Origin of the sequence: Streptomyces sp. S3(2020) (assembly GCF_013044505.1) — a bacterium.
GTDB lineage: Bacteria > Actinomycetota > Actinomycetes > Streptomycetales > Streptomycetaceae > Streptomyces.
On record NZ_JABERD010000069.1, the window covers coordinates 19,007 to 45,900 of the forward strand.

The 26,894-nt window shown below is 71.6% G+C and carries 24 protein-coding genes; 14 read left to right on the forward strand and 10 right to left on the reverse strand.

The features are described from left to right. The first annotated feature begins 31 nt into the window (after positions 1 to 31). Positions 32 to 1,495 (forward strand): toll/interleukin-1 receptor domain-containing protein, encoded by a 1,464-nt coding sequence (locus tag HLK59_RS22545; protein ID WP_171143303.1) that lies wholly within the window; start codon positions 32 to 34, stop codon positions 1,493 to 1,495. A 55-nt stretch (positions 1,496 to 1,550) separates the two neighbouring features. Further along, the gene (locus HLK59_RS22550; RefSeq protein WP_171143304.1) at positions 1,551 to 1,826 is read left to right on the forward strand and encodes a DUF1876 domain-containing protein; all 276 of its coding nucleotides are present in this window, start codon (positions 1,551 to 1,553) and stop codon (positions 1,824 to 1,826) included. A 22-nt stretch (positions 1,827 to 1,848) separates the two neighbouring features. On the opposite strand, the gene HLK59_RS22555 is transcribed toward HLK59_RS22550, so the two are convergent. The 6 genes from HLK59_RS22555 to HLK59_RS22580 all read right to left on the reverse strand — a co-directional run bounded on the left by HLK59_RS22555 (position 1,849) and on the right by HLK59_RS22580 (position 6,701). Beyond that, positions 1,849 to 3,003, reverse strand: coding sequence for a serine hydrolase domain-containing protein (locus HLK59_RS22555; RefSeq protein ID WP_171143305.1), 1,155 nt, complete (start codon positions 3,001 to 3,003; stop codon positions 1,849 to 1,851). A 35-nt stretch (positions 3,004 to 3,038) separates the two neighbouring features. Next, positions 3,039 to 3,518, reverse strand: coding sequence for an organic hydroperoxide resistance protein (locus tag HLK59_RS22560; protein WP_171143306.1), 480 nt, complete (start codon positions 3,516 to 3,518; stop codon positions 3,039 to 3,041). A 104-nt stretch (positions 3,519 to 3,622) separates the two neighbouring features. Further along, on the reverse strand, positions 3,623 to 4,087 hold the full coding sequence (locus HLK59_RS22565; RefSeq protein ID WP_171143307.1) for a MarR family transcriptional regulator: 465 nt from the start codon (positions 4,085 to 4,087) through the stop codon (positions 3,623 to 3,625). A gap of 10 nt (positions 4,088 to 4,097) precedes the next feature. After that, on the reverse strand, positions 4,098 to 4,865 hold the full coding sequence (locus HLK59_RS22570) for an ABC transporter ATP-binding protein (protein WP_240982579.1): 768 nt from the start codon (positions 4,863 to 4,865) through the stop codon (positions 4,098 to 4,100). Continuing rightward, positions 4,853 to 5,644: a cobalt ECF transporter T component CbiQ gene (cbiQ, locus tag HLK59_RS22575; protein WP_171143309.1), complete on the reverse strand. Its 792-nt coding sequence runs from the start codon at positions 5,642 to 5,644 to the stop codon at positions 4,853 to 4,855. Before cbiQ ends, HLK59_RS22570 begins: the two co-directional genes overlap by 13 nt. A 1-nt stretch (position 5,645) precedes the next feature. After that, complete coding sequence (locus tag HLK59_RS22580) at positions 5,646 to 6,701, reverse strand: energy-coupling factor ABC transporter permease (protein ID WP_171143310.1); 1,056 nt, start codon at positions 6,699 to 6,701, stop codon at positions 5,646 to 5,648. A gap of 168 nt (positions 6,702 to 6,869) precedes the next feature. Between HLK59_RS22580 and HLK59_RS22585 the strand changes: the two genes are divergently transcribed. Next, entirely contained in the window at positions 6,870 to 7,214 is a 345-nt protein-coding gene (locus HLK59_RS22585; protein ID WP_171143311.1) for an SsgA family sporulation/cell division regulator, read from the forward strand. Here the strand turns inward: HLK59_RS22585 and HLK59_RS22590 are convergent. The 3 genes from HLK59_RS22590 to HLK59_RS22600 all read right to left on the reverse strand — a co-directional run bounded on the left by HLK59_RS22590 (position 7,211) and on the right by HLK59_RS22600 (position 12,467). Then, positions 7,211 to 8,884, reverse strand: coding sequence for a penicillin-binding transpeptidase domain-containing protein (locus tag HLK59_RS22590; protein WP_171143312.1), 1,674 nt, complete (start codon positions 8,882 to 8,884; stop codon positions 7,211 to 7,213). The two genes, HLK59_RS22585 and HLK59_RS22590, sit on opposite strands and share 4 nt — an antisense overlap. A gap of 96 nt (positions 8,885 to 8,980) precedes the next feature. Beyond that, positions 8,981 to 10,609, reverse strand: a complete 1,629-nt coding sequence (locus tag HLK59_RS22595; protein ID WP_171143313.1) for a penicillin-binding transpeptidase domain-containing protein — start codon at positions 10,607 to 10,609, stop codon at positions 8,981 to 8,983. A gap of 106 nt (positions 10,610 to 10,715) precedes the next feature. After that, positions 10,716 to 12,467 carry a phospholipid carrier-dependent glycosyltransferase gene (locus tag HLK59_RS22600; RefSeq protein ID WP_171143314.1) on the reverse strand — a complete coding sequence of 584 codons (1,752 nt, stop codon included), beginning with the start codon at positions 12,465 to 12,467 and terminating at the stop codon, positions 10,716 to 10,718. Positions 12,468 to 12,529: 62 nt separating this feature from the next. On the opposite strand from HLK59_RS22600, the gene rsmI reads away from it, so the two are divergent. The 9 genes from rsmI to HLK59_RS22645 all read left to right on the forward strand — a co-directional run bounded on the left by rsmI (position 12,530) and on the right by HLK59_RS22645 (position 22,766). Further along, positions 12,530 to 13,378, forward strand: a complete 849-nt coding sequence (rsmI, locus tag HLK59_RS22605; RefSeq protein ID WP_171143315.1) for a 16S rRNA (cytidine(1402)-2'-O)-methyltransferase — start codon at positions 12,530 to 12,532, stop codon at positions 13,376 to 13,378. Between the two features lie 247 nt (positions 13,379 to 13,625). Beyond that, positions 13,626 to 14,036, forward strand: a complete 411-nt coding sequence (locus HLK59_RS22610; RefSeq protein ID WP_171143316.1) for a hypothetical protein — start codon at positions 13,626 to 13,628, stop codon at positions 14,034 to 14,036. Between the two features lie 51 nt (positions 14,037 to 14,087). Then, positions 14,088 to 14,987 carry a TatD family hydrolase gene (locus HLK59_RS22615; RefSeq protein ID WP_171143317.1) on the forward strand — a complete coding sequence of 300 codons (900 nt, stop codon included), beginning with the start codon at positions 14,088 to 14,090 and terminating at the stop codon, positions 14,985 to 14,987. A gap of 96 nt (positions 14,988 to 15,083) precedes the next feature. Beyond that, positions 15,084 to 16,436 carry a resuscitation-promoting factor gene (locus tag HLK59_RS22620; protein WP_171143318.1) on the forward strand — a complete coding sequence of 451 codons (1,353 nt, stop codon included), beginning with the start codon at positions 15,084 to 15,086 and terminating at the stop codon, positions 16,434 to 16,436. Positions 16,437 to 16,469: 33 nt separating this feature from the next. Next, a complete protein-coding gene (rsmA, locus tag HLK59_RS22625; protein WP_171143319.1) occupies positions 16,470 to 17,348 on the forward strand; it encodes a 16S rRNA (adenine(1518)-N(6)/adenine(1519)-N(6))-dimethyltransferase RsmA in 879 nt (292 codons plus the stop codon). 69 nt (positions 17,349 to 17,417) lie between these two features. Further along, entirely contained in the window at positions 17,418 to 18,320 is a 903-nt protein-coding gene (locus tag HLK59_RS22630) for a 4-(cytidine 5'-diphospho)-2-C-methyl-D-erythritol kinase (protein WP_171143320.1), read from the forward strand. A 254-nt stretch (positions 18,321 to 18,574) separates the two neighbouring features. Then, on the forward strand, positions 18,575 to 19,354 hold the full coding sequence (locus HLK59_RS22635; protein ID WP_171143321.1) for an MHYT domain-containing protein: 780 nt from the start codon (positions 18,575 to 18,577) through the stop codon (positions 19,352 to 19,354). Positions 19,355 to 19,507: 153 nt separating this feature from the next. Continuing rightward, the gene (locus HLK59_RS22640; RefSeq protein WP_171143322.1) at positions 19,508 to 21,493 is read left to right on the forward strand and encodes a nitrate- and nitrite sensing domain-containing protein; all 1,986 of its coding nucleotides are present in this window, start codon (positions 19,508 to 19,510) and stop codon (positions 21,491 to 21,493) included. A gap of 175 nt (positions 21,494 to 21,668) precedes the next feature. Continuing rightward, the gene (locus HLK59_RS22645) at positions 21,669 to 22,766 is read left to right on the forward strand and encodes an N-acetylmuramoyl-L-alanine amidase (protein WP_346779794.1); all 1,098 of its coding nucleotides are present in this window, start codon (positions 21,669 to 21,671) and stop codon (positions 22,764 to 22,766) included. 57 nt (positions 22,767 to 22,823) lie between these two features. Here the strand turns inward: HLK59_RS22645 and HLK59_RS22650 are convergent, their stop codons facing one another. Further along, positions 22,824 to 24,425, reverse strand: a complete 1,602-nt coding sequence (locus tag HLK59_RS22650) for a S8 family peptidase (RefSeq protein ID WP_171143323.1) — start codon at positions 24,423 to 24,425, stop codon at positions 22,824 to 22,826. Positions 24,426 to 24,622: 197 nt separating this feature from the next. Here HLK59_RS22650 and HLK59_RS22655 point away from each other — a divergent pair, with 197 nt between their 5' ends. Both HLK59_RS22655 and HLK59_RS50500 read left to right on the forward strand, forming a co-directional pair. Then, positions 24,623 to 26,425, forward strand: a complete 1,803-nt coding sequence (locus HLK59_RS22655; protein WP_171143324.1) for an ABC-F family ATP-binding cassette domain-containing protein — start codon at positions 24,623 to 24,625, stop codon at positions 26,423 to 26,425. Between the two features lie 180 nt (positions 26,426 to 26,605). Then, on the forward strand, positions 26,606 to 26,894 hold a 289-nt coding region (locus tag HLK59_RS50500), incomplete at its 3' end, for a hypothetical protein (protein WP_206327454.1).

Here is a 26,894-nt window from a genome sequence, read left to right on the forward strand (position 1 = left end):
ACGCGGCGGTTTCTCTGGTAGCAACGGCCCCATGGGCGGCGTTTTCATCAACTACCGCAGAGGCGACCACTCGGAGACGGTGGAGCACCTCTACGCGGAACTCGACCGGCACTTCGGCAGGGGCCAGGTGTTCCTGGACCGGCCGTCCATCGTGCCGGGCCAGCGCTTCTCGGACACGCTGCGGGCGCGCGTCGACGACTGCGAGGTGCTGCTCGCCGTGATCCACCCGGGGTGGGCGGACGTCCGGGACGGGTCCGGGGCGCGGCGGCTGGACGACGCGGAGGACTGGGTCCGCCGGGAGATCGAGCAGGCCCTGGCGAGCGGCAGGACACTGATCCCGGTGTTCCTGGACGGGGTCACCGCGCCGCGGCCCGCCGAACTGCCGCCCTCGATCCGGGAACTCGTCGGCCGCAACGGCCAGCCGCTGCGCCGGACGCACTGGGCGTCGGACCTCGCGGAACTGATCGCCGTACTGGAAGGGCTGGTGCGCCCGGACTGGCGGCCCGTCCCGGCACCCGAGGAGCGCGGGACGCGGCCCGGGCGGTGGCTCGGCGCCCTCACCGCGGTGCTCGCCTGCGCGGTGCTGGCCGGGGTGCCCGCGCTGCCGCAGGACGACAGCTGGGCCGGCACGGACGTCCTGCCGTACACCCTGAGCGCCGCCCTGATGTCGACCGTGCTGCTGTGCGCGCCGTTCCTCGCGGTCGTCGCCGTCCGGCTCGTCCGGCGGTCCGTCGACGACCTGGAGCGCGAACTGCACGCGGTCCGGCACCGGACGTACATCCGGCACACCTGGCCGATCGGCCTGGGGATCGTCCTGGTCGGCGGGTACGGGGCGTCGCACGGGGACCAGGGCATGCTGGTGGCGCTCGTGTCGCTGCTGGTGCTCGGGGTCGGAGTCGCCCGCGGGGCCGTCACCCACCTGCGCCTGAGACGGCGGGACGACGACCTGTGGGCGCGCTGGCCGCACCGGCTGCCCGAGCGCGTGCACCGGGCCGAACTGCGCCGAGCGGTCGCCCGCCTCCATGTCCGCCTCGACGGGATGACGCCCCCGCTCTCGCTCGAACAGCGCGAGAAGGCGGCCTGGGAGCTCGACGACATCGCCGACGCGGTACGGCGGGTGGAGCGCGAGGCGGCGCGGACCCGCCGTGCGTGGCTGAGCGGGGACCATCCCTGGATGTTCGCCGGCTACGTCCTGTGGCTGGCCCTGACGGCAGCGCTGTTCGTGGCGTCGGGACTCGCCTACGCCGCCGCGGGGCAGGGGACGGTCCGCCGGTACGTGGTGATGGGGGCCGCCGCCCTGATCGGCGCCGCCCTGGCGCTGGGCACGCTGGAGACCGCCCACCGCTACCAGCGGCGCCAACGCCGTGAGCTGGCCCGACAGGTCACCGGGTTCCGGGACGGCCTGCTGGGCAGGGTCGAGCGGCTGAGCCTGCCCCCGCGCACCAAGCCCACCGCCCCCGCCCGGCGGCCCGAGGAGTACGCCGAACCCGACTAGGCGGGGCCACCCCCTGAGGAGCACTCTGGAAGGAGTTCTTCCGGAGGTGATCGTCATGATGCACACCACTGTGGGATGGCACGTCGAGATGGAGTTCCAGGAGGACGACGAACACACGAGGGCGGTCGCGATGGTGCGCCTGCCCGACGGCTCCGAGGTACGGGCCCACGGGCAGGCCAGCCGCCACCACACCGACTCCAACCAGCCGAGGGTGGGCGAGGAGATCGCGGGCGCCCGCGCGCTCAACGACCTCGCGATGCAGATGCTGGCCAAGGCGCACGGGGAGATCGACTCGGCGTCCGGGCGGACGTCGCATCCGATCCACGTCTAGTCCGAGCCACGTCCGGCCACGCCTACAGGGCGGCCCGCACCGCCCGCACCAGCGCCTGCGCGCGCGGGTCCGCCGTGACCGTCTTGCGCAGGCCGTTGGTCACATAGCCGAACGCGATGCCCGTCTCCGGGTCGGCGAAGCCGAGGGCGCCGCCGCGGCCCGGGTGGCCGAAGGAGCCGGGGCCGAGGAACGGCGACGCGCTGCCGTGCAGCATGTAGCCGAGCCCGAAGCGGGTGTTGATCACCAGCACCCGGTCGGGCCCGGCGGACTCCTCCGCGCGGGCCAGCGCGACGGTCGCCGGCGTGAACAGCCGTACGCCGTCGACCTCGCCGATCAGCGCCGCGTAGACCCGGGCCAGCCCGTCCGCCGTCGCGATGCCGTTCGTCGCGGGCAGGGCGCTCGCGCGGTACGCCGGGTCGTTCTGGTCCGGGAAGGGGGTGATCGCGCCGAACGCGCGGTTGGTGAGGGAGTCCGGGTCGGTGTAGGCCTCGGTGACCGAACGCCTGGGGCGGGCGCGCAGGGTGCCGGTGGCCTCGGGCGCCTCGACGCGGCCGACCCGCCCGACCCGGTGCGCCTGTGCCTCGGGCAGCCCCAGCCACAGATCCGCGTCCAGCGGCCCCGCGATCTCCGCCGCGATCCACTCACCGGCGCCGCGTCCCGTCACCCGCCGCACGAGTTCGTCGAGCAGCCAGCCGTACGTCAGCGCGTGATACCCGTGGTCCGTGCCGGGCTCCCAGACGGGCGCCTGGGCCGCGACCGCCGCAGGGCCCCTCAGCGGGTCCAGGGCCTCCTGCGGGGTGAGCGGGTGGTCCAGCACCGGCAGTCCGGCCCGGTGGTTCAGCACCTGCCGGACCAGGACCCGCTCCTTGCCCCGCGCCTTGAACTCCGGCCAGTACGCGGCCACCGGCGCGTCCAGGTCCAGCAGTCCGCGCTGGGCCAGCAGCAGGGGTACGGCGGCGGCGACGCCCTTGGTCGCCGAGCGCATGATCTGGGCGGTGCCCCGCTGCCAGGGTTCGGTGCCGTCGACGTCCCTGGTCCCGGCCCACAGATCGACGACCCTGCGGCCGTCCCGGTACACGGCGACCGCCGCGCCCCGGTCCCCGAGCGCCTCGAAGTTCCTGACGAACGCGTCCCTGACCGGTTCGAAGCCCTCGGCGACTGTGCCGTTCACGTCCACGCCCGTACTCCTGTCCGCGCTGCTCGGTACCCCCTCTACCCAAGCAGGACGGTCACGTCGATGTTCCCCCGGGTGGCGTTCGAGTACGGGCACACCTGGTGGGCGGCGTCCACCAGCTTGGTCGCGACGTCCGGGTCGAGCACGGGGAGCGAGACGCTGAGGGCGACCGCCAGTCCGTAGCCGTGCTGCGCGTTGGGGCCGATGCCGACCTTCGCGGCGACCGTGGAGCCGGTCAGGTCGAAGCCGGCGCGGCGGCCCACCAGGACCAGCGCGTTGTGGAAGCAGGAGCTGAAGCCCGCCGCGAACAGCTGCTCCGGGTTTGTGCCGTTGCCGTCGCCGCCCAGCGCCGGAGGCATCGCGACCTTCAGCTCGATCTGGCCGTCCTGGCTGGTGACATAGCCGTCCCGGCCGCCGTGCGCGGTGGCCTCGGCGACATACATGATCTTCGTCGGACGGGTGTCGACGGCGGCGACGGAGGTGTCGACGGTGCTGTCGACGGCGGTGGTGTCACTCATGGCTGGCCCCCCAGAACAAGTGCGCGCAAGTACATCGTGCACAAGGTACCGGTCAGTAGGTGAGCCTTGACCTACCGGGGGTGGCAACCGTGGGTAACGCGAGGTCAGTGGAGGCGCTCGACCGCCTCGTGCGCCCTTTCCGCGAGCTGCCACAACTCCTCGCGCAACCTCACGGCCTCCGCAGTGGCGAGCCCTGTCGCGGTCAGGAGCGCGCCGGGGACACGCGCCGCGCGCTCCCTGAGTTCCTCTCCGCGCCCCGTGCAGGCGACCAGCACCGAGCGCTCGTCGTGGGCCGCGCGCTCCCGGCGCACCACCCCCGCGCTCTCCAGCCGCTTGAGCAACGGCGACACCGTGCCGTAGTCGAGCCGCAGCGCCTCCGCGAGCTCCTTCACCGTCGTCTCACCGCGCTCCCAGAGGACGAGCAGGACGAGGTACTGCGGGTAGGTGAGGCCGAGCTCGTCCAGCACCGGACGGTAGGCGGCCGTCACGGCGCGCTGGGCGGCGTACAGCGCGAAGCACAGCTGGTCGTCCAGCAGCAGCGACCCGGCGTCCTCGTCGTGGTTCGTCACGCGCCCATTGTCACGGACGCCCGGCCGCGCCAGAGACCGAACGCGGATCGAAGCCGTAGGGCAGCTCCAGACGGTGGGCGCGCATCAGGTCGTCGTCGGAGAGGAGTTCGGCCGTCCTGCCGTCGGCGGCGATGACGCCCTCGCTGAGGACGAGGGCGCGGGGGCAGAGCTCCAGGGCGTACGGGAGGTCGTGCGTGACCATGAGGACCGTGACGTCCAGGGAGCGCAGGATGTCGGCGAGTTCGCGGCGGGAGGCGGGGTCGAGGTTGGAGGACGGCTCGTCCAGGACGAGGATCTCCGGCTCCATGGCGAGCACCGTCGCGACCGCCACCCGGCGCCGCTGTCCGAAGGAGAGGTGGTGCGGCGGGCGGTCCCTGAACTCCGCCATGCCGACCTGCGCCAGCGCACGATCGACCCGCGCCTCCAGTTCCGCGCCCTTCACGCCCGCCGCGGCCGGACCGAACGCCACGTCCTCGCGGACCGTCGGCATGAACAGCTGGTCGTCCGGGTCCTGGAAGACGATCCCGACCCGGCGCCGGATCTCGGCCATGTGCCGCTTGCCGACGGGCAGCCCGGCGACCGTCACCGTGCCCGTGCCGCCGGACAGGATGCCGTTGAGGTGGAGCACGAGGGTCGTCTTGCCGGCGCCGTTCGGGCCGAGCAGCGCGACGCGTTCGCCGCGCGCGACACAGAAGTCCACGCCGAACAGCGCCTGATGGCCGTCGGGGTAGGCGTAGGCGAGGCCGGAGACCTCCAGAGATGCGGTCACAGCGTCCATCCCAGCAGACATACGACAAGGGCGGCGAACGGGAGCGCGAACGCGTACGTCCACTGCGCCCGGGAGGCGGTCACCTCGTCGATGACCGGCATGGAACCGGCGTACCCACGGCTCACCATGGCGAGGTGGACGCGCTCACCGCGTTCGTAGGAGCGGATGAAGAGGGCGCCCGCCGATTTCGCGAGGACGCCCCAGTGGCGCACGCCGGACGCCTCGAACCCCCGTGACTCCCGCGCGATCCGCATCCGCCGCATCTCGTCCGTGATGACATCGCCGTACCGGATCATGAAGGACGCGATCTGGACGAGCAGCGGCGGCAGCCTCAACCGCTGGAGGCCCAGCAGCAGTTCACGCAGTTCGGTGGTGGAGGCGAGCAGCACCGAGGCGGCGACGCCCAGGGTGCCCTTGGCGAGCACGTTCCAGGCGCCCCACAGCCCGCTCACGCTGAGGGACATCCCCAGCACCTCGACCCGCCCGCCCTCCGCCACGAACGGCAGCAGCACCGCGAACGCGACGAACGGCACCTCGATCAGCAGCCGCTTGAGGACGAACCCGGCCGGCACGCGCGCGACGTACGCGACGACACCCAGCAGCACGGCGTACAGCGCGAAGGCCCACATCGCCTCCCGCGGTGTCGAGACGACGACCACCACGAAGGCGAACACCGCCGCGAGCTTGGTGTGCGGCGGCAGGCCGTGCACGGGCGAGTGCCCGTGCCGGTAGAGCCTGTGCGCTCCCCCACTACTGAACGTGTGGGAGGTGCCCCCACCCGCACCCATGTCAGGCGACCGTGGTGCTCACCGGGGAGACGTCCTGCGTACGGCGCCGGCGCACCGCCCAGAACACCCCGGTGCCCGCGACGACGGTCACGCCGACGCCGATGACGCCCGCCAGCCCCCCGGACAGCCGGGCGTTCTCGACGTCCTTCACGCCGTAGTCGGCGAGCGGCGAGTCCGCGGCGGCGTGGTCCTCCACCTTCGCGTCGATGCCCTTGTCCGCGGCGACCTTCTCCAGGCCGTCGGGGTTGGCGGACGCGTAGAAGCTGACCACGCCCGCGAGGACGAGGGAGGTGGCGAGGCCGGCCAGCCACACCTTGCGGTGCGAGGAGCGGGCGGCGGCCGGGACGGGGGCGGCCGCTACGGCTGGTACATCGACGAGTTCGCCGTTCACCCGCAGCTTGAGCTGCTGCTGGAGCCCGCGCGCCCCGTACACGAGGTCGGGGCGTACGGCGATGACGGCACCGACGGTCAGCGCGGTGATCGCGGCCTCGCCGATGCCGATCAGCACATGCACGCCGACCATGGCGGTCGCGACCTTGCCGATGGCGACGTCGGTGGTGCCGCCGATCCAGTAGATGAGGGTGAAGGCGAGGGCCGCGGCCGGCACGGAGAGCACGGCGGCCGCGAAGGAGGCGGCGGTGACGGACCGGCGGGTGCGCGGCAGCACCTTCACCAGGCCGCGGAAGACGGCGTACGCCACGACCGTCGTCACACAGCCCATGACGGTGATGTTCACGCCGAGCGCGGTCAGACCGCCGTCCGCGAAGAGGATGCCCTGCATGAGCAGGACGACGGAGACACAGAGGACCCCTGTGTAGGGGCCGACGAGTATCGCCGCCAGCGCACCTCCCAGGAGATGGCCGCTCGTCCCCGCGGCGACGGGGAAGTTCAGCATCTGTACGGCGAAGATGAACGCCGCGACCAGCCCCGCCAGCGGCGCGGTGCGCTCGTCGAGCTCGCGGCGGGCGCCGCGCAGGGACACCGCGACGGCCGCCGCGGCGACTGCTCCGGCGGCGGCGGATGTGGGGGCGTCGATGAATCCGTCAGGCACATGCACGCATCGATGATGTGGCTTAATGCGAACCTTTTGCAAGAGAGAGGTGCTGTGAACTGCGATGCGCAGGCTGTGCGGGCCCAGGAGCGGAATCCCGGAAATGTGCGACGCTGGGAGGAGAGTGGATGCACAGCTTCCGCACAGGTAACGCAGCGTGAGAGGGCCGTCACGATGTCCGTAGTCGAACAGTACGCACGAGCCCACATCGTCTCGGACGCGGACATCGCGGAGGACGAGGCGATCCCCGTACTCCTGCGCTACGACCCCGACACCGACCCGCGCGCCGTCCGCGTCGGACTTCCCGGCCCGCACGAGTGGACCTTCCAGCGCGAGCTGCTGGAGCGGGGACTGCGGGCGCCGGTGGAGGCCGGGGACGTCCGGGTGTGGCCGTGCGGCCGGGTACAGGCCGTGGTGGAGTTCCACTCCGCCAAGGGCGTGTCCGTGGTGCAGTTCGAGTCGAAGGCCCTGCTCAGGTTCCTGCGCCGGACGTACACCGCCACTCCCGTACGGGGTTAGCCGCCCAGCTTCAGCAGCGCCGCCACGATCGGTCCCGCGGTGTCGCCGCCGTGCCCGCCCGCCTGCACCACACCGGCGGCCGCCAGGTCGCCCCGGTACGCGGTGAACCAGCCGTTGGGCTTCTTCTGCCCGTCGACCTCGGCCGAGCCGGTCTTCGCGCCGACGGTGCCGTAGACACCCTGCATCGCCTCGGCCGCCGTGCCGTAGGCCGCCGTGTAGGACATGAGCTCCCGCAGCTGGGAGAGCGTGCCCGACGACATCGTGCGCGAGGCCTTGGCCAGCGTCCGCCCGTCCACGTCCGGTGAGACCAGGTACGGCTGCCTGAAGACACCCGACTCGACGGTCGCCGACACCGACGCCATGTTCAGCGGGTTCATCCGCACCCCGCCCTGGCCGATCAGCGAGGCCGCCATCTGCGCCTGCGACTGCACCGGCACCGAGCCGTCGAAGGTGGGCACACCGACCGCCCAGTTGTTCATGGACAGACCGAAGACCTGCTGGGCCTGCTTGGTCAGCGAGTCGTCGTCCAGCTCGGGCGCCTGGCTGATGAAGGCGGTGTTGCAGGAGCGGGCGAAGCTCGCCTTGAAGGTGCCGCCCTTGATCTGGAACTTGTCGTCGTTCTGGAACTTCCAGCCGCCGTACGTGAAGTACTTCGGGCACGGGTGCGCCTTGTCCGCCGACGCGAGGTCCTTCTCGATCAGCAGCGACGAGGTGACGACCTTCATCGTGGAACCCGGGGCCAGCGAGCCCTGGAACGCGACGTTGAAGCCGTGGGAGGCGTTCGCGGCGGCCAGGATCTCCCCGGTCGACGGCCGCAGCACCACCACGGACGACTTCGCCTTCTTGGCGACCTGGGCCTCGGCCGCCGCCTGCATGGCCGGGCTGAGCGTCGTCCTGACGGTGCCCGGCGTGCCCTTGCTCAGCGTCAGCAGCGTCTTGTCGGACAGCTTGTCCTTCTTGGACTCCTTGCCGCGCACGACCTGGAGTTCGACGCCCGCCTTGCCGCCGGCCTTCTTGCCGTACTTCTCCCGCAGCCCGTCCAGGACGGAACCCAGCGACGGGTACTTCTTCTCGGTGATCTCCCCGCCGTCCCGGTCGAGCGCCTTGATCGGCGGCGTCCCGGACTCGCCGGTGACCAGGGTGTCGCCGTCCTCCAGGTCGGGGTGGACGACCGAGGAGTGCCACTCGACCCGGGGCTTCCCGGTCCCGGTGTCGCGTACGACGGTCAGCGAACTGTCGTACGTCAGCGGCTTGCCGGTGCCCTTGTACGACACCGTCGCCTTCACCGTGAAGGGGACCTTGTCGCCGGTGCGGGCACCGGGGGTGAGGGTGACGCCCTTGAGGTGGGCGTCCTTGGTGTAGCCGGTGAGCAGCTTCACGGCCGCATCGGTGTCGTCGGTGACGGCCGCGGCCTGGGTGACCTTGCCCGACTGCCAGGACGTGAGGAAGGTCCGCGCCGCGGAGTTGACCTCTTTCGCGGACAGCGGGCCGGTCTTGACCTTCGGCTTCTGGTCGGCGACGGCGGCCGTCCGGTCCTCGGCCGCCGCCCCGCCGCCGTACAGCGCGTACCCGGCGAAGCCCGCGCCGCCGACGACCACGGCGACCATCCCGCCGATCACGGCGGGGCGATTCGTCTTCCGTCGCTCGGCGACGCGCCTTCTCTTGCCCACAGCCCTCTGTCCTCCGCGCTTCCCAGGGTCCCCGTTGCCCTCGTCCCTCACTCAACGACGGCGACCACCCTAGAGTCCCGTCCTGTGCGGGTGAGTTCAGCCACCCGCCGCCAGTACGGCCTTCACGATCGGTCCGGCCGCGTCGACGCCGTGGCCGCCGTTCTCGCTCATGGCCGCCGCCGCCACATCATCGCGGAACCCGGTGAACCAGCTGTTGGAGGTCTCCACTCCGTCCACCTCGGCGGACCCGGTCTTCGCCCCGATGTCCCCGCCGAGCCCCCGCATGACCGGTGCCGCGGTGCCCTGGGTGGCCGTCAGCCGCATCATCTGCTTCAGCTGGGACGCCGTGGCGTAGGGCAGCCCCTTGGCGGTCGCCAGCTTCCGGCCGTCCAGCTTCGGCGAGACCAGATAGGGCTGGCGGAAGTCGCCGGTGATGGCGGTGGCCGTCACGGACGCCATGTTCAGCGGGTTCATGGTGACCTTGCCCTGGCCGATGGCATTGGCCGCGCGGTCCGGGCCGCTCTCCGCGGGGACGCTGCCGTCGACCGAGGTGATGCCGGTCTTCCAGTTGTCCCGGCCGAGCCCGAAGCGGGTCTGCGCCTCCGTGGTCAGCGACTCGTCCGTGAGCGGCTTCTCGTCGATCAGCTTGATGAAGGCCGTGTTGCAGGACCGCATGAAGCTGTTGGTGAGCGTGGCGCCCTCGTTGGGTGCCATGTTCTTGAGGTTGCGGAAGGTCTGCCCCTGCCACACCGCGTCGTCCGGGCACGGCGCCGGGCCGTTCATCGAGGTCACGCCGTTGTCGATGAGCATCGCCGAGGTGACGATCTTCATCGTGGAGCCGGGCGGTGCCGCGCCCTCGAAGGCCGCGTTCCAGCCGTCCTTACGGTTGTTGGCGACCGCCAGCACCTCGCCGGTGGTCGGTCTGACGGCCACCACGGACGACTCGGCGTACTTCTTCACCGCCGTCTCGGCCGCCGCCTGCGCGCTCGCGCTGATCGTCGTCTCCAGCTTGCCCGCCTCGCCCTCGGACAGGGTCAGCAGCGGGGTGTCGGGGGAGCCGTCGCCGTTGTGCCGGACGAACAGCTCGACCCCCGGGGTGCCGCCCGCCTTCTCGCCGTACTTGGCGCGCAGCGCGTCCAGGATCGGGCCCAGCGAGGGGTACTTGTCCTTCGTCAGCACCTTGCCGTCGCGGTCGACCGCCTCGATGGGCGGGGTCGCCGACTGGCTGGTGACGAGGGTGTCCTCAGCCGTCCTCAGCTCGGGATGGATCACGGACGGCTTCCAGTCGACCAGCGCCTTGCCCGTGGTGAGGCCGCGCACGACGGTCAGACTGCTCTTGTACGTCAGCGGCTTGGAGTCGCCCTGGTACGACACCTTCGCCTTCACGGTGAAGGGCACGGTCGTCTTCCGCGCGGCTCCGGGTGTGATCCTGATGTCCGTGATGTGCGCGTCGCCGGTGTAGGCGTCCAGCAGGGTCCGGGCCGCGGCGTTGTTGTTCGTGTACTCCGCCGCGGAGGCCGAAGCCCCCTCCTCCCAGGCCGCGAAGAACTTCTCCGAGGTCTCCTTCACCTCGTCACCGCTCGGCGGCCCCGACTTCACCTCGGATCCGCCGGATCCCCCGTCGTCGTTCAGTGCGGACACGATATTGAACGCGCCGTATCCGGCACCGCCCACCATCACGGCGAACACGCTGCCGATGACGGCGGCTTTGACCCCCTTGCCCATGGAACTGAACCCCTCCCCGTTATCAGTCCTCGCACTGTAAGTGGCGTGAGAGAAAACTGTGAGAGGTGTTTCCTTTTGTTGGCCGAAGAGAGATCAGCCCATGGGGCTACACCCAGGTGTCCAGCCACATCCGTGAACGCCAGTCGTCGATCGGGATGGCGGTCCCGGTGTACAGGGGCCAGAAGTAGATGAAGTTCCAGGCGATCAGCAGCACCAGCACACCCGCCCCCGTGGCGCCCGCCACACGTCGGGTGTCGCTGGAGCCGGGCGGGCCGATGATCGCGCCGAGCATCATCGCGACGGCCAGGCACAGGAAGGGCAGGAAGACGACGGCGTAGAAGAAGAAGATCGTGCGTTCCTGGTACATGAACCAGGGGAGGTAGCCGGCGGCGATGCCGCAGGCGATCGCGCCCGCGCGCCAGTCGCGGCGGAAGAGCCAGCGCCACAGGACGTAGGCGATCGCGAAGGCGGCCGCCCACCACAGCAGCGGGGTGCCGATGGCGAGGACCTCGCGGGCGCACTTCTCGCCGGCGTCGACGGGGCAGCCGTCGTTGCCGGGCGCGGGGGACTCGTAGAAGAACGAGACCGGGCGGCCGTCGACGATCCAGCTCCACGGGTTGGACTGGTAGGTGTGCGGGGAGTGCAGGCCGACGTGGAACTCGTAGACCTGGTGCTCGTAGTGCCACAGGCTGCGCCACCAGTCGGGGAACAGCCAGGACCAGTCGCTGTTCCTGCCGTCCGTCGCGGCCCAGTTGCGGTAGTAGCCGCCGGTGCCGTCCGCGGGGGAGAGGATCCAGCCGATCCAGGAGACGAGGTAGGTGACGATCGCCACCGGCACGGTCGCCAGGAAGGTCAGGCCCAGGTCGCGCTTGAGGACCGCCGCGTACGCGTGCCGGGCGCCCGCGACCTTGCGCGAGCCGACGTCCCACAGGAGCGCCATCACACAGAACGCGGCCAGGATGTACAGGCCGTTCCACTTGGTGCCGATGGCCAGGCCCAGCATCAGGCCGGCCAGCCAGCGCCAGGGGCGCCATCCGAAGCGGGTCGTCTCCGCGATGTGCGCGTCGGGGCGGGCCCGGCCGTCCGCGTCCAGTGGCAGCGCGGCCGCGAGTTTCTCCCGGGCCCTGTCCCGGTCGACGACCAGGCAGCCGAACGCGGCCAGCACGAAGAACATCAGCACACCGTCGAGCAGCGAGGTGCGGGCCATCACGAAGGCCAGCCCGTCCACCGCCATCAACGCGCCGGCCAGACAGCCCAGGAACGTCGAGCGGAAGATCCGGCGGCCGATCCGGCACAGCATCAGCACCGAGAGGGTGCCGAGCAGGGCCGTCATGAACCGCCAGCCGAAGGGGTTGAAGCCCCACATCAGCTCGCCGAGCCCGATGACGTACTTGCCGACCGGCGGATGCACGACGTACGACGGGTCCGTCGGGATCGACACCTTGCCGCCGACGTCCAGGATCAGGTCGTTGGCGTTCTTGTCCCAGTTGACCTCGAAGCCGCGGTGGACGAGCGCCCAGGCGTCCTTGGCGTAGTACGTCTCATCGAATATCACCGCCTTCGGGCCGCCCAGGTTCCAGAACCGGATGACGCCCGCGAACAGCGTGACCAGCAGCGGACCGCCCCAGCCGGACCAGCGCACGATCCGGTCCACCAGCGCCTTCGGCAGCCCGAGCGCCGCCCACATCCGCGGGTTGGGCCGCGTGTACGGCGGTACGAGCCGGTCGCGGACGTCGCTTCCGGGCCCCGCCGTGTAGCCGAAACGGCGCAGCCGCTGCTGCCACGACGGCCGCTGGTCTTGCGGTGCCTGGGCCTGCCGGGTGTCCGTGGAGTCCATGGACGACGCTGTACTGGTCACCGCGCCATCGTAGGGAACACGGCTGTGGGAGTCCCGTGGAAGGGTGCTGCGAGGATGGAAACGTGACAGGAACCCTTGTTTTGGCAGGCACCCCCATCGGCGACACCGCGGACGCCCCGCCCCGGCTCGCCGCGGAACTGGCCGCGGCGGACGTGGTCGCCGCCGAGGACACCCGGCGGCTGCGGCGCCTCACCCAGGCGCTCGGGGTGACGCCCAAGGGGCGCGTCGTGTCGTACTTCGAGGGCAACGAGGCCGCCCGTACGCCGGAGCTGGTCGAGGAACTCGTCGGCGGCGCGCGCGTGCTGCTCGTCACGGACGCCGGGATGCCGTCCGTGTCCGACCCCGGCTACCGGCTCGTCGCCGCCGCCGTCGAGAAGGACATCCGGGTCACCGCCGTGCCCGGCCCCTCCGCCGTCCTCACCGCGCTCGCGCTGTCCGGGCTGCCCGTCGACCGGTTCTGCTTCGAGGGGTTCCTGCCGCGCAAGGCGGGCGAACGGCTGACCCGGCTGCGGGAGGTCGCCGCCGAGCGGCGCACCCTCGTGTACTTCGAGGCCCCGCACCGGCTCGACGACACCCTCGCCGCGATGGCCGAGGTGTTCGGCGCGGAGCGGCGGGCGGCCGTCTGCCGTGAGCTGACCAAGACGTACGAGGAGGTCAAGCGCGGTCCGCTGGGGGAGCTGGCCGCGTGGGCCGCCGAGGGCGTACGGGGCGAGATCACCGTCGTCGTCGAGGGGGCGCCCGAGAAGGGACCCGAGGAGCTCGACGCCGCCGAGCTGGTGCGCAGGGTGCGGGTGCGCGAGGAGGCGGGCGAGCGGCGCAAGGAGGCGATCGCGGCGGTCGCGGCGGAGGCGGGACTGCCGAAACGGGAGGTGTTCGACGCGGTGGTGGCCGCGAAGAACGCGGCCTCCTGAAGGGGGCGCGTGACCTGGCGCACACCCGCTCTGAGCAGGGCGCATGTCGTTTGAGCGTGCGCCCCACGGGCAGGCAAAGGACGACGGCCCAAGGCAAAGCGCAGCCCCCGCCGCACGGGCCGTTTCGGCAAGGAACGTCCAAGACGGTTCCAACACTCGACAGGGCTGATGCATTCGCTCCGGCGGAAGCGTCCACTGGTTGAAGGGACGCACCCGTCCCGGTGTCCAGCGGACCAGAGGAGCTGGCATGAGCGAGATCGCAGGGCAGACCGCCGCACTGCGCAGCGGCGCCACCGCCGTCGTCCACGAGTCGTATTCCTTCGCCTGCATGCGCTGCGGGCACGGCTGGGAGCAGTCGTACGAGATCGAGCACCACACCGGTGCCGACGGCCACGACTTCGTCATCTACGTCGCCGACGGCCAGGTCGTGCCGTCGCCGCTGAGCCGGCCCACGTGCCACAACTGCGACGGGCACGTCGTGCGGATCATGCGCCCCGGACAGGTGTCCTCGGTGCTCGACGCCGTGCACCGCCAGCAGCGCCGCGCTCCGCGGAGCGGGTCGTCCGAGGCGCCCGAGGTGCCCGCGCAGGCCAAGGAACGCCACCACTGGCAGCTGTCCGATCTCCTGCACCCGTTCCACCACCGCAAGGCGAGCTGAAGCCCCGCCTCCCCTCGGGGAAGGGGCATGCCCCTTTCGTAGGATCGGGGCATGCCCTCCTCAAGCTCCAGCGCAGGCGAGAAGACCGCGAAAAACGCAGCGCCGCCGCTCCCGGAACCCCTCCGGGTGCCCGTCGCCGACTCCCACACCCACCTCGACATGCAGGCCGGGACGGTGGAGGAGGGCCTCGCGAAGGCCGCGTCGGTGGGCGTGACGACGGTCGTGCAGGTCGGCTGCGACGTGCGGGGCTCGCGGTGGGCCGCGGAGACGGCGGCACTGTACGACGCCGTCCACGCGACCGTCGCCCTGCACCCCAACGAGGCGCCGCGCATCGTCCACGGGGACCCCGACGGCTGGTCCCGGCAGGGCGCACGGCAACCCGGGGGCGCTCAGGCGCTGGACGAGGCGCTCGCGGAGATCGAGCGCCTGGCCGCACTCCCGCAGGTCAAGGGCGTCGGCGAGACCGGCCTCGACCACTTCCGCACCGGCCCCGAGGGCAAGGAGGCGCAGGAGAGCTCCTTCCGCGCCCACATCGAGATCGCCAAGCGGCACGGCAAGGCCCTCGTCATCCACGACCGCGACGCCCACGCCGACGTCCTGCGCGTCCTCAAGGAGGAGGGCGCCCCCGAGCGCACCGTCTTCCACTGCTACTCCGGCGACGCCGAGATGGCGGAGATCTGCGCCCGCGCCGGATACTTCATGTCCTTCGCCGGCAACGTCACCTTCAAGAACGCCCAGAACCTGCGGGACGCCGTCGCGGTGGCCCCGCTGGAGCTGCTCCTCGTGGAGACCGACGCGCCCTTCTTGACGCCCGCGCCGTACCGCGGACGGCCCAACGCGCCCTATCTCATTCCGGTCACGGTGCGCGCGATGGCCGCCGTACGCGGGATCGACGAGGACGCGTTGGCTACGGCACTCGCCTCGAACACCGCTCGGGCGTTCGGTTACTGACCCGACCGGCCGTCACTGCCGGTAGCTGCGTCGCTTTGGAGAGTGACGGCCGCTCCGCTAGGTTCTGGGTCTCTCTGGACCCTGGAGCGTGTCGGCGTGAGCAACTCCCAGTACCAGACGTACGAGACGTACGGCCCGAACGACCCGTACGGCGCGGTGTACGACCCGCACGAGGCGGAGACGGTGGCGTACGGCGTCCAGGTAGCGCCGACGCTGCCGACCCCGCCGATGCCCATGCCGTACGAGGACACGTACCGGCCCGCCTACGACCTGCCCGAGGCGCCCGCGCCCGCTCCTTCCGCCGGAGCGAGCCCCAGGGCCGCACGCCGGCGGAAGGGGCGCGGAACCGAGCGCGCGGACAGCGCCATGCGCCGGCTGCTGCCGCAGGCGCTGGTCGTCGCGTTCCTCGCCGGCGGCACCACCGCGTTCGTCGCCAAGGACAAGGCGATCGAGCTGACCGTCGACGGCAAGCCGCGCACGCTGCACACCTTCGCCGACGACGTGACCGAGCTGCTCGCCGACGAGGGCGTCGACGTGGGGGCGCACGACGTGATCGCGCCCGCCCCCGGGACGGCGCTCTCCAGCGGCGACGAGATCGCGGTGCACTACGGGCGCCCCGTACGGCTCACGCTCGACGGGGAGCGGCGCCAGGTGTGGACGACGGCGCGCACGGTCGACGGGGCGCTCAAGCAGCTGGGGGTGCGCGCGGAGGGCGCGTATGTGTCGACCTCGCGCTCCCGGCCGATCGGGCGCGAGGGGCTCACGCTGGACGTGCGCACCGAGCGCGCGGTCACGGTCATGGCGGACGGCCGCTCACGCGTCGTGCGCACGAACGCGGCGACCGTGGGGGAGGTCGTCGAGGAGGCCGGCGTCACGCTGCGCGGGCAGGACACCACATCGGTCGCGCCGGGGAGCTTTCCGCGCGACGGGCAGACCGTCACCGTGCTGCGGATCACCGGGACCAAGGAGGTCCGCGACGAGGCGATCCCCTTCCGGGTGGAGCGCACCGAGGACCCCTCGCTGTTCAAGGGCACGGAGGTCGTCGAGCAGGCGGGGCAGGCGGGGCTGCGCCGGATCACGTACTCCCTGCGGATCGTCAACGGCGTCCGGCAGAAGCCGCGGCGGATCGGGTCCGAGGTGGTGCGCGAGGCGCGGACACAGGTGGTGAAGGTGGGGACCAAGGCGTTGCCGATGTCCGTGCAGGGCGCGGACGGGCTGGACTGGCAGCGGCTGGCGGCGTGCGAGTCGGGGGGCCGGCCCGACGCGGTGGACCCGTCGGGGACGTACGGCGGGCTGTACCAGTTCGACACCCGGACCTGGCAGGGGCTGGGCGGGAGCGGACGGCCGCAGGACGCACCGGCGGCGGAGCAGACGTTCCGGGCGAAGAAGCTGTACGTGCAGCGGGGGGCCAGCCCCTGGCCGCACTGCGGGAGGCGGTTGCACGGGTGAGGGTGCCTCCGTGCGCCCCGTACCCTTGTGGCCGTGAGCAGCAGCCCCGCCCCCGACGCCCTTCTCGGCCCCGCCGACGTCCGTGAGCTCGCGGAAGTCCTCGGTGTACGGCCGACCAAGCAGCGCGGGCAGAACTTCGTGATCGACGCGAACACGGTCCGCCGTATCGTCCGCACCGCAGACGTCCGGCCGGACGACGTCGTCGTCGAGGTCGGTCCGGGGCTCGGGTCCCTCACCCTTGCGCTGCTCGAAGCCGCGGACCGGGTGACCGCGGTCGAGATCGACGACGTGCTCGCCGGCGCGCTGCCCGCCACCATCGCGGCGCGGATGCCCACCCGGGCCGACCGGTTCGCGCTGGTGCACTCCGACGCGATGCAGGTCGCCGAGTTGCCGGGCCCGGCGCCCACCGCACTCGTGGCGAACCTGCCGTACAACGTCGCCGTACCCGTCCTCCTGCACATGCTGGAGACCTTCCCGAGCATCGAGCGGACCCTCGTCATGGTGCAGGCGGAGGTCGCGGACCGGCTCGCCGCGGGGCCCGGCTCCCGGGTGTACGGCGTGCCGTCGGTGAAGGCCAACTGGTACGCCGAGGTCAAGCGGGCCGGGTCCATCGGCCGCAATGTCTTCTGGCCCGCGCCCAACGTCGACAGCGGTCTCGTGTCGCTCGTCAAGCGCGCCGAGCCGATCAGGACCACCGCTTCCCGGCGCGAGGTCTTCGCCGTCGTCGACGCGGCCTTCGCGCAGCGGCGCAAGACCCTGCGGGCCGCCCTCGCGGGCTGGGCCGGTTCCGCGGCCGCCGCCGAGCTCGCGCTCGTCGCCGCCGGGGTCTCGCCGCAGGCGCGGGGGGAGTCCCTCACCGTCGAGGAGTTCGCCCGTATCGCCGAGAACCGCGTCGAGGACGCCCCCGTCTAGAACGACCCCGTCTGGACCGCCCCGCCGAGAACCCCGCGTCGAGTACGACACCGAGGAGCCGAGCCGCCCGTGAGCGTCACCGTCCGTGTCCCCGCCAAGGTCAACGTCCAGCTCGCGGTCGGCGCGGCCCGCCCCGACGGCTTCCACGACCTGGCCAACGTCTTCCTGGCGGTCGGCCTGTACGACGAGGTGACGGTCACCCCGGCCGACGAGCTGCGCGTCACCTGCGCGGGGCCGGACGCGGGGCAGGTGCCTCTCGACCGTACGAATCTCGCGGCGCGCGCGGCGCTGGCCCTCGCCGAGCGGCACGGTGTCGAACCCGCCGTGCACCTCCACATCGCCAAGGACATCCCCGTCGCCGGCGGTATGGCCGGCGGCAGTGCGGACGGTGCCGCGGCGCTGCTCGCCTGCGACACCCTGTGGGGCACGAACGCCTCCCGCGCGGAACTGCTGGAGATCTGCGCCGAGTTGGGCAGCGATGTGCCGTTCAGCCTGGTGGGCGGTGCCGCGCTCGGGACCGGGCGGGGGGAGCGGCTGCGGGTGCTGGACGTCGGCGGGACCTTCCACTGGGTCTTCGCGATGGCGGAGCGCGGGCTGTCCACCCCGGCCGTCTTCCGGGAGTTCGACCGGCTGGCCGAGGGGCTCGACGTCCCCGAGCCCGTCGCCTCCCAGGAGTTGATCGACGCGCTGGCGAAGGGCGACCCCGGCGCGCTCGCCGCGGCCGTCTCCAACGACCTTCAGCCCGCCGCCCTTTCGCTCTTCCCGGAGCTCGCCGACACCCTCGCGGCCGGCCGCGCCGCCGGTGCGCTCGCCGCGCTGGTGTCGGGGTCGGGTCCGACGACGGCGTTCCTGGCGCGCGATCCGGAGTCCGCGGTGAAGGTGGCCGAGGCGCTGACGCGGTCCGGTACGTGCCGGACCGTGCGGACCGCGTCGGGGCCCGCGCCGGGTGCCACCGTGGTGGCTGGATCCTGACGTTCTCCCGACAATTTCCCGATCTTCCCCAAACCCTTCACCAGGCAAGGGTTGACTGCATATTTATGCAGGTCAGGTGTTACCTACGCCACAGTAGTTCAATGTTCACCATTGGCCCCCAGGGTCCTTTTCGCCTCCATCTGTGCCATGGGTGAGGCTGCCATGATCAGCCAACCCCGGTCCTCTGTTACCGGTGGTACTTCCGTGTGCGCGGCGACCCCCCGCCCGTGCCACGTGCGAGAGGAACTCCCCCCATGGGTCACATGGATCACTTCAGTGCCGGCTGGGTCACCCCCGTCCTTTCCTACGTCATGGCGTGCGTCGGCTCGGCGCTGGGACTGCGCTGCACCCTCAGGGCACTCGAATCGGACGGCGCCTCGAAACGGAACTGGCTGCTGCTCGCCTCCGTCGCCATCGGCTCAGGCATCTGGACCATGCACTTCATCGCCATGCTGGGCTTCAGCGTCGAGGGCACACCCATCCGCTACGACGTCCCGCTCACCGTGCTCAGCCTGCTGATGTCCGTCGGCGTGGTCGCGGCCGGCGTCTTCACCGCCGGATACGGCAAGTCCCGGGTGACCTCGGTCGTCTTCGGCGGCCTGGGCACCGGCGTCGGCGTCGCCGCCATGCACTACACCGGCATGGCCGCGCTCAATCTGCACGGCCAGGTCGACTACGACCCCGCGCTCGTCATCGCCTCTGTCGCGATCGCCGTCTTCGCCGCCACCGCCGCGTTGACGCTGACGCTGGTCGTGCGGGGTGGGGTGCTCGCGGTGCTCGCCGCGCTGGTGATGGGGCTCGCGGTGAGCAGCATGCACTACACCGCGATGTACGCGGTCGAGATCTCGTTGACGCCCAGCAGCGCGAGCCTGCCGGGGGCTACGCCGACGGAGTTCATCTTTCCGTTGGCTGTGGTGCTGGGGTCCTTCTTGTTCCTTGCCGCTGCCTATGTCGCTCTGTCGCCCACCGGGAAGCGGCACGAGTCGGCCATCGCCGCGGAGATTCTGCGTGAGGTCGAGCTGGCGACTGCCTGAGAGCGCCATCGGATCTGCCACGCCATGACTGTTGGCGTGTGCGGGTCCGTTGTGGCTGGTCGCGCCCACGCGGCGGAGCCGCATGTCGGCACAGCCCCGCGCCCCTTCAGGGCGCGTCGTACGCACCGAAATCCCCTTTGCGAGGTCCCTCCTATGCGCGTTCTCCGCACCACGACCGGCCGACTTCGGCCCAGATCCGTTCGGGCGAAGATCGTCTCGCTGCTGATGCTGCCCATCGTGTCCCTCATGGCGCTGTGGGGCTTCGCCGCCGTGACGACCGCGTCCAGCATCGGCGACACCGAGCGCGCCAAGGACGTGAACGCCGAACTCCTCACCCCCGTCAGCGGGTTCGTCACCGCGCTTCAGGCCGAGCGCACCGCCGTGCTGCGGCACGAGGACGCGCCGGCCGCGTACGCCTCCGCCCGCAAGGCCACCGACCGGGCCGCGACCGCCCTGCTCGACGGCATCAACGCCTCCAGCTCGGACGCGGCGCTCCTCGACGCGAGCCTGCCGCAGCGCATCGAGACCCTCAAGGGCGAGGCCGACGGGCTCGCCCAGCTCCGCAGCGAGGCGGCCGCGAAGCCCTCGACGGCGTATGCGAAGTACACCGAGGTCATCGAGCACGCCTTCTCGGTCGAGGGCGGTCTCACCGGCGACCAGAGCACCGAAGCCGCCTCCGACGCGCGCGTGGTGCTCGAACTCGCCCGGGCGCGCGAGGCGTTGGCCCGTGAGCAGGCGCTGCTGGGGGCCGCCGAGGCCGCCGGGACGCTGACACGGCAGAGCTACGCGCGGTTCGTCGGCGCGGTCGCCACCCAGCGGCAGCTGCTCCGGCCGGCGGCCGACGACCTCAAGCCCGCGCACCAGGCGGCGTACGAGGAGATCCTGTCCGGCGACGCGTACGCCAAGCTCCAGGCCGTCGAGAACCGGGTGCAGAGCGCCGGTCCCGGTGCCTCGGCCGTGGCGTCGGGGCTGCTGACCGGCTGGGACGCGGCGGCGGCCGGGGTGCTGAAGGACCTGACCGCGGCCGAGAGCGCGGCCGGTACCGGCGCGACCGCCAAGGCCGACCCGTTCGGCTGGGACACCCTCGGCGCCTCCGGAGTCGCCGTGGTCCTTGGCCTCGTGGGCGTGCTGCTGTCGCTGCTCGTGTCCGTCCTCGTCGGACGCGGCCTCATCGTCGAACTGCTCGACCTGCGCAACGACGCCCTGGAGGTGGCGGGGCGCCGGCTGCCCCAGGCCATGCGCAGGCTGCACGCCGGTCAGGGCGTCGACATCGACACCGAGGCCCCCATGCGCCGCCTCGCCGGCGATGAACTCGCCCAGGTGAGCACCGCGTTGACCGCCGTCCAGCGGGCCGCCCTCAAGGCCGCCTCCGAGCGCGCCGAACTCCTCAGCGGCATCTCCGGCGTGTACGTCAGCCTCGCCCGCCGCAGCCAGGTCCTGCTGCACCGCCAGCTCGACCTGCTGGACGACATGGCGCGCCGGCAGCAGGACCCGAACGAACTCCAGGGCCTGTACCGCGTCGACTACCTGGCCACCCGGATGCGCCGGCACTCCGAGTCGCTGCTGATCCTCTCCGGCATCGCACCCGGACGCGGCTGGCGGGACCCGATCCCGCTGGCGGACGTGCTGCGGGCCGCGGTCGCCGAGATCGAGAGCGCGGGCCGGGTGCAGATCTGGGCCGTCCCGAAGGTGTCCGTCGTCGGCGGCTCGGTCGCCGACGTCATCCATCTCCTCGCCGAACTCGTCGAGAACGCCGCCGCGTTCTCGCCGCCCAGCACCAAGGTGCAGCTGCGCGCGGCCCGGCTGCGGGAGGGGTTGCTCATCGAGGTCGAGGACAGCGGCTTCGGCATGAACGAGCAGGCCCTCGCGGACGCCAACAGCAAGATCCAGTCCGAGAAGGTCGACCTCCTCGACGCCAAGCAGATCGGCCTGTTCGTGGTGAACCGGCTGCGCGAGCGCCAGGGCCTGCGGGTGGAGCTGCGCGCCTCGTCCAACGGCGGTGTCACCGCGGCGGTCTTCATCCCCGAGCATCTGACGCGCGACGACATGCCGGTGGGCGAGCAGGTCTTCGGCGGGCGCGGGCTCGCCCCGGCCGCTGCGCTGATCCCGCAGCAGCGGATCACCGGCGCCGGGGCATGACGCGGTCTTTGCCCGATCTCCACACGATCTACTGCGGACGCAGTACGTGGGGGACACCAGGGGCCTCTAGGGTCACTTGATACTTCAAGCGCCACCGGCGCCCCGCGAGGTGTCACCGGCGCCCCGCAAGGTGCCCGCCGGCGCCCCTCAAGTGAACGCATCGGAAGGCACGTCCGTGTCCGAATCCCCCACCCCCACCTCCCACCGCAGGAAGCGGCCCCTGTCACGCCGTGGCGTGATCGGGGCCGCCGGAGCCGTCGCCGCCGGGGCCGCTCTGACCCCGGTGGTCTTCGCGGCGGCCGACTCCGACTCCGGTTCGCAGCCCGAGGCGTCCGGTACGACGCCGGAGAAGTTCCCCACGACCCGCTCCGACGCGGCCACCGGCACCGGCACGGCCACCACCGCCTTCGCCGCCTCCTACGTCGGTGTCCGCTGGGCCGGCGCCCAGGACGGCGCCGCCCTGCGGCTCGCGGACGGCGACTGGCAGACACTGAGCGGCGGCTGCGCGACCGTCGACGACGGCGGTACGGCCCTGGTCGCGGCCGGCTCCACCACCTCGTACGAGGTGAAGGCGGCGGACGGCACGACGGACGTGCGTTCGCTCGCGATCGACACCACCGACGGGCCGAAGCGTGCCTTCAAGGTCCCCTCGGAGCCCACGCGCGTGCGCGGTGTGCGCTACCTCTCGCGGCCCGCGTGGGGCGCGGACGAGGCGAAGCGGTACAAGAACGGCGTGGTCAACTCGCCGGAGAAGTACTACGCGTTGCAGACGATCACCGTCCACCACACGGACACCCCGAACGACGACGCCGATCCCGCCGCGACCGTCCGGGCGATCTACGAGTACCACGCGGTCACCCTCGACTGGGGCGACATCGGCTACCACTTCCTCATCGACGAGGCGGGCACCGTCTACGAGGGCCGCTACTCCGGCGACGACGGCATCCCCGCCTTCGACTCCGACGGCAACCTCGTCACCGCCTTCCACACGGCCGGCTACAACTCGGGCAACCTCGGCATCGCGCTCCTCGGCACCCTCACCGACCAGGGTCCGACGGACGCGGCCAAGGCCTCGCTGGTCCGTCTGATCAAGGTGATCTCCCGATTCAAGGGCCTGGACCCGCAGGCGAAGGTCACCTTCACCAACCCGGTCAACGGGGTGACCAAGGACGTCGAGACGGTCAGCGGCCACCGCGACTGGCTCCAGACGGACTGCCCCGGGCAGACGATGTACGACCTGCTGACCGAGGTGCGGGCGGCAGCCGCCCGGTGAACAGCCGTGCGCCCCGGGCGGTCGTGCTCCCGGGGCGCACACCCGCTTCGAGAACGTCTAGAACGTCAGCTTCCAGCTGTTGATGTAGCCGGTGTCCGCGCTGTACACGTCCTGGACCTTGAGCTGCCAGGTCCCGTTGACGGTCGTCTCGCTGGACGCGTCGACCGTGTACGTGGCGTCGACGTTGTCCGTGGAGTCCGAGGAGCTGCTGCTCTTGAGGCGGTACGTCGAGCCGTCCGGGGCGACCAGGTCGATCACCAGGTCACCGCGGTAGGTGTGGACGATGTTGACGTAGACCGACAGGTCGCTGGGCGCGCTGCCGGTCAGACCGCTGACGGTGATCGGCGAGTAGACGGCCGAGCCGGCGTCCGGGATGGACACGTCGGTCGTCGACTCGAAGGCGGTGCCGGTGTCGCCACCGTCGTCCCCGCCGTCGTCGTCCCCGGCCGGGGTGACCTGGAGCAGCAGGTTGGGGCTGCCGGTGCCCACGCTGGTGAGCGTGGACGCGGACGCCGCCGAGACCAGCGCCGAGGACACCTGGGCGGGCGTGGCGCTCGGGTTCTCGCCCAGGTAGACGGCGGCCGCGCCGGCCACGTGCGGGGACGCCATCGAGGTGCCCGAGAGCGACGCGGTGGCGGAGTTGGACGTGTTGTACGTCGAGGTGATGCTCGATCCCGGCGCGAACAGGTCCAGTACGGAGCCGTAGTTGGAGTAGCTCGCCCGTGCGTCCGCGCTGGTGGAGGCGCCGACCGTGATCGCGGTCGAGACCCGGGCCGGGGAGTTGGAGGACGCGGTGGTGTTGTCGTTGCCCGCCGCGACCGCGTAGGTGATGCCCGCGGCGATGGAGTTGGCGACCGCCGCGTCCAGCACGGAGTCCGCGTCGCCGCCGAGCGACATGTTGGCGACCGCCGGGAACTGGGCGTTCTCGGTCACCCAGTCGATGCCCGCGACCACGCCGTCGGTGGTGCCGGAGCCGTCGTCGTCGAGGACCCGGACGGCGACGATGTCCGCGGCCTTGGCGACACCGTAGGTGCCGCTCGCGACGGTGCCGGCGACATGGGTGCCGTGGCCGTTGCCGTCCTGGGCGGTGGAGTCGTCGTCGACGGCGTCGTAGCCGTAGGAGGCACGGCCGCCGAAGTCGGTGTGGGTGATGCGGACGCCGGTGTCGATGATGTACGCCGTGACGCCGCTGCCCGCGCTGGACGGGTAGGTGTAGGAGGAGTCCAGCGGCAGGTCCGCCTGGTCGATGCGGTCCAGGCCCCAGGTCGGGCTGGTCTGGGTGTCGGTGATGTGGACCGTCTTGTTCTGGGTGACCGAGGCGACGGCCGGGTCGGCGGCGAGCCGCTTGGCCTCGGCCTCCGTCATGTCGGTCGCGTAGCCGTTGAGCGCCTTCTTGTAGGTGCGGGTGACCTCGGCGCCGTAGCGGGTGGCGACCGCCTTGCCCTTGGTGGAGGCGGCCCTCGTGTCCGACTTGAGGGTGACGATGTAGCTGTCCTTGATGGCGCCCCGGGCGTCGGCGCCCAGGATCACGCCCTCGGCGGGGGCGGCGGAGGCGGGAGCGGTGGAGGCGGCGCCGACGGCGAGCAGGGCGGCGGCGGAGACGAGCGCGGCGAGGGCTCCGCGTCTGCGTCGGGGTGTGGGGGACTGCTGCACGAACATGGGGGTGGGACCCCTTCTGGGAAACGTGCGCGGACTGGGCGAGTGGGGGTGGCCGGTGTCCTGTGCGGACACCGTGGCGGTGTTGATGAGGTCACGTCAATTAGGGGAATCCCTACGTCCGGGTAACGGCCGTGGGGAGGGTCGACCGGCGGCCGGACTACCCTGGAGGGTCGAGCATCCCCCTTGTCAGGAGAGAAATGGCCGTCAATCTGGTCAATGTCGAGAACGTCAGCAAGGTGTACGGCACCCGTGCCCTGCTCGACGGCGTCTCGCTCGGCGTCTCCGAGGGCGATCGCATCGGTGTCGTCGGCCGCAACGGCGACGGCAAGACCACCCTGATCCGCATGCTCGCCAAGCAGGAGGAGGCCGACACCGGCCGTGTCACCCACTCCGGCGGGCTGCGCACCGGCGTCCTCACCCAGCACGACTCCCTGGACTCGGCCGCGACCGTCCGGCACGAGGTCATCCGGGACCTGGCCGACCACGAGTGGGCGGGCAACGCCAAGATCCGTGACGTACTGACCGGACTCTTCGGCGGCCTCGACCTGCCCGGCTTCCCGCAGGGCCTGGACACCGTCATCGGCCCGCTCTCCGGCGGTGAGCGCCGCCGCATCGCGCTCGCCAAGCTCCTCATCGAGGAGCAGGACCTGCTCGTCCTCGACGAGCCCACCAACCACCTCGACGTCGAGGGCATCTCCTGGCTCGCCCGGCACCTGCGCGAGCGCCGGTCCGCGCTCGTCTGCGTCACCCACGACCGCTGGTTCCTCGACCAGGTCTGCACCCGCATGTGGGACGTGCAGAAGGGCGATGTGTACGAGTACGAGGGCGGCTACTCCGACTACGTCTTCGCCCGCGCCGAGCGGGAGCGCATCGCCGCCACCGAGGAGACCAAGCGGCAGAACCTGGTCCGCAAGGAGCTCGCCTGGCTGCGCCGCGGCGCCCCGGCCCGTACCTCCAAGCCGCGCTTCCGCGTCGAGGCCGCCAACGAGCTCATCAAGGACGTGCCGCCGCCGCGCGACTCCAGCGAGCTGATGAAGTTCGCGTCCTCGCGGCTCGGCAGGACGGTCTTCGACCTGGAGGACGTGACCGTCCAGGCCGGCCCCAAGGTGCTGCTCAAGCACATCACCTGGCAGCTCGGTCCCGGCGACCGCATCGGCCTGGTCGGTGTCAACGGCGCCGGCAAGACCTCGCTGCTGCGCGCCATGCGCGAGGCCTGGCGGACCGAGGGCGAGACCCAGCCCGTCGGCGGGCGGGTCGCCGTCGGCAAGACGGTCAAGCTGGCCTATCTCTCCCAGGAGGTCGCCGAACTCGACCCGGACCTGCGGGTCCTGGAGGCCGTGCAGCGGGTGCGCGAGCGCGTCGACCTCGGCAAGGGGCGCGAGATGACCGCCGGGCAGCTGTGCGAGACGTTCGGCTTCAACAAGGAGAAGCAGTGGACGCCGGTCGGTGACCTGTCGGGCGGTGAGCGGCGCCGGCTCCAGCTGCTGCGCCTGCTGATGGACGAGCCCAACGTCCTCTTCCTCGACGAGCCCACCAACGACCTCGACATCGAGACCCTGACCCAGCTGGAGGACCTCCTCGACGGCTGGCCCGGCTCGATGATCGTCATCTCCCACGACCGCTTCTTCGTCGAACGCACCACCGACCGGGTCTTCGCCCTCCTCGGCGACGCCACCCTGCGGATGCTGCCGCGCGGGATCGACGAGTACATCGAGCGCCGCCACAAGATGGAGGAGGCCGCGGCCGCCGCCGCACCGGTCGTCCAGAAGACCGCGCCCGACAGGAGCGCCGCCGACCAGCGGGCCGCCAAGAAGGAACTCCAGAAGATCGAGCGGCGGCTCGACAAGATCTCCGAGAACGAGACCAAGCTGCACGCCCAGATCGCCGACAACGCCACGGACTTCGCGAAGGTGGCCGAACTCGACGCCACACTCCGGGATTTGGCCGGGGAGCGCGAGGAGCTGGAGATGCGCTGGCTGGAACTCGCCGAGGACCAGTGAAGGGTGCGTGAAGGCGCATAACGGAGGCGTCACGGGCCGGTTCTCCCTTGGGTACAGGGGGTGATCGGCCCGGGTCGCTGTCGGTCCCGAGTGATAGAAAGAGCCGTCTGAGAGCGACTCTGAGTCCGTTACGTACCTCAGGGCGTGGCTAAAAATCAGTGAACGAGGGGGAACGCGCTGATGACCCAGCCGCCCAACCAGCCGCCCGGCTTCGGCGCACCGCAGGACCCGCCGCCACAAGGCGGTTTCGGCGCGCCGCCGCCCCCCGCGGGCCCGCCGCAGACGCCGCCGCCTCCGCAGGGACCGCCGACGGGCGCGCCCCAGCCGGGTTACGGCTACCCTCAGCAGCCGCCCGCGGGCCCGTACGGCCAGCCTCAGCAACCGGGGCCGTACTCCCAGCCCGCGCAACCGGGCCCCTACAGCCAGCCCGGACCCTACGGTCAGCCCCAGGCCCCCGGCCCCTACGGCC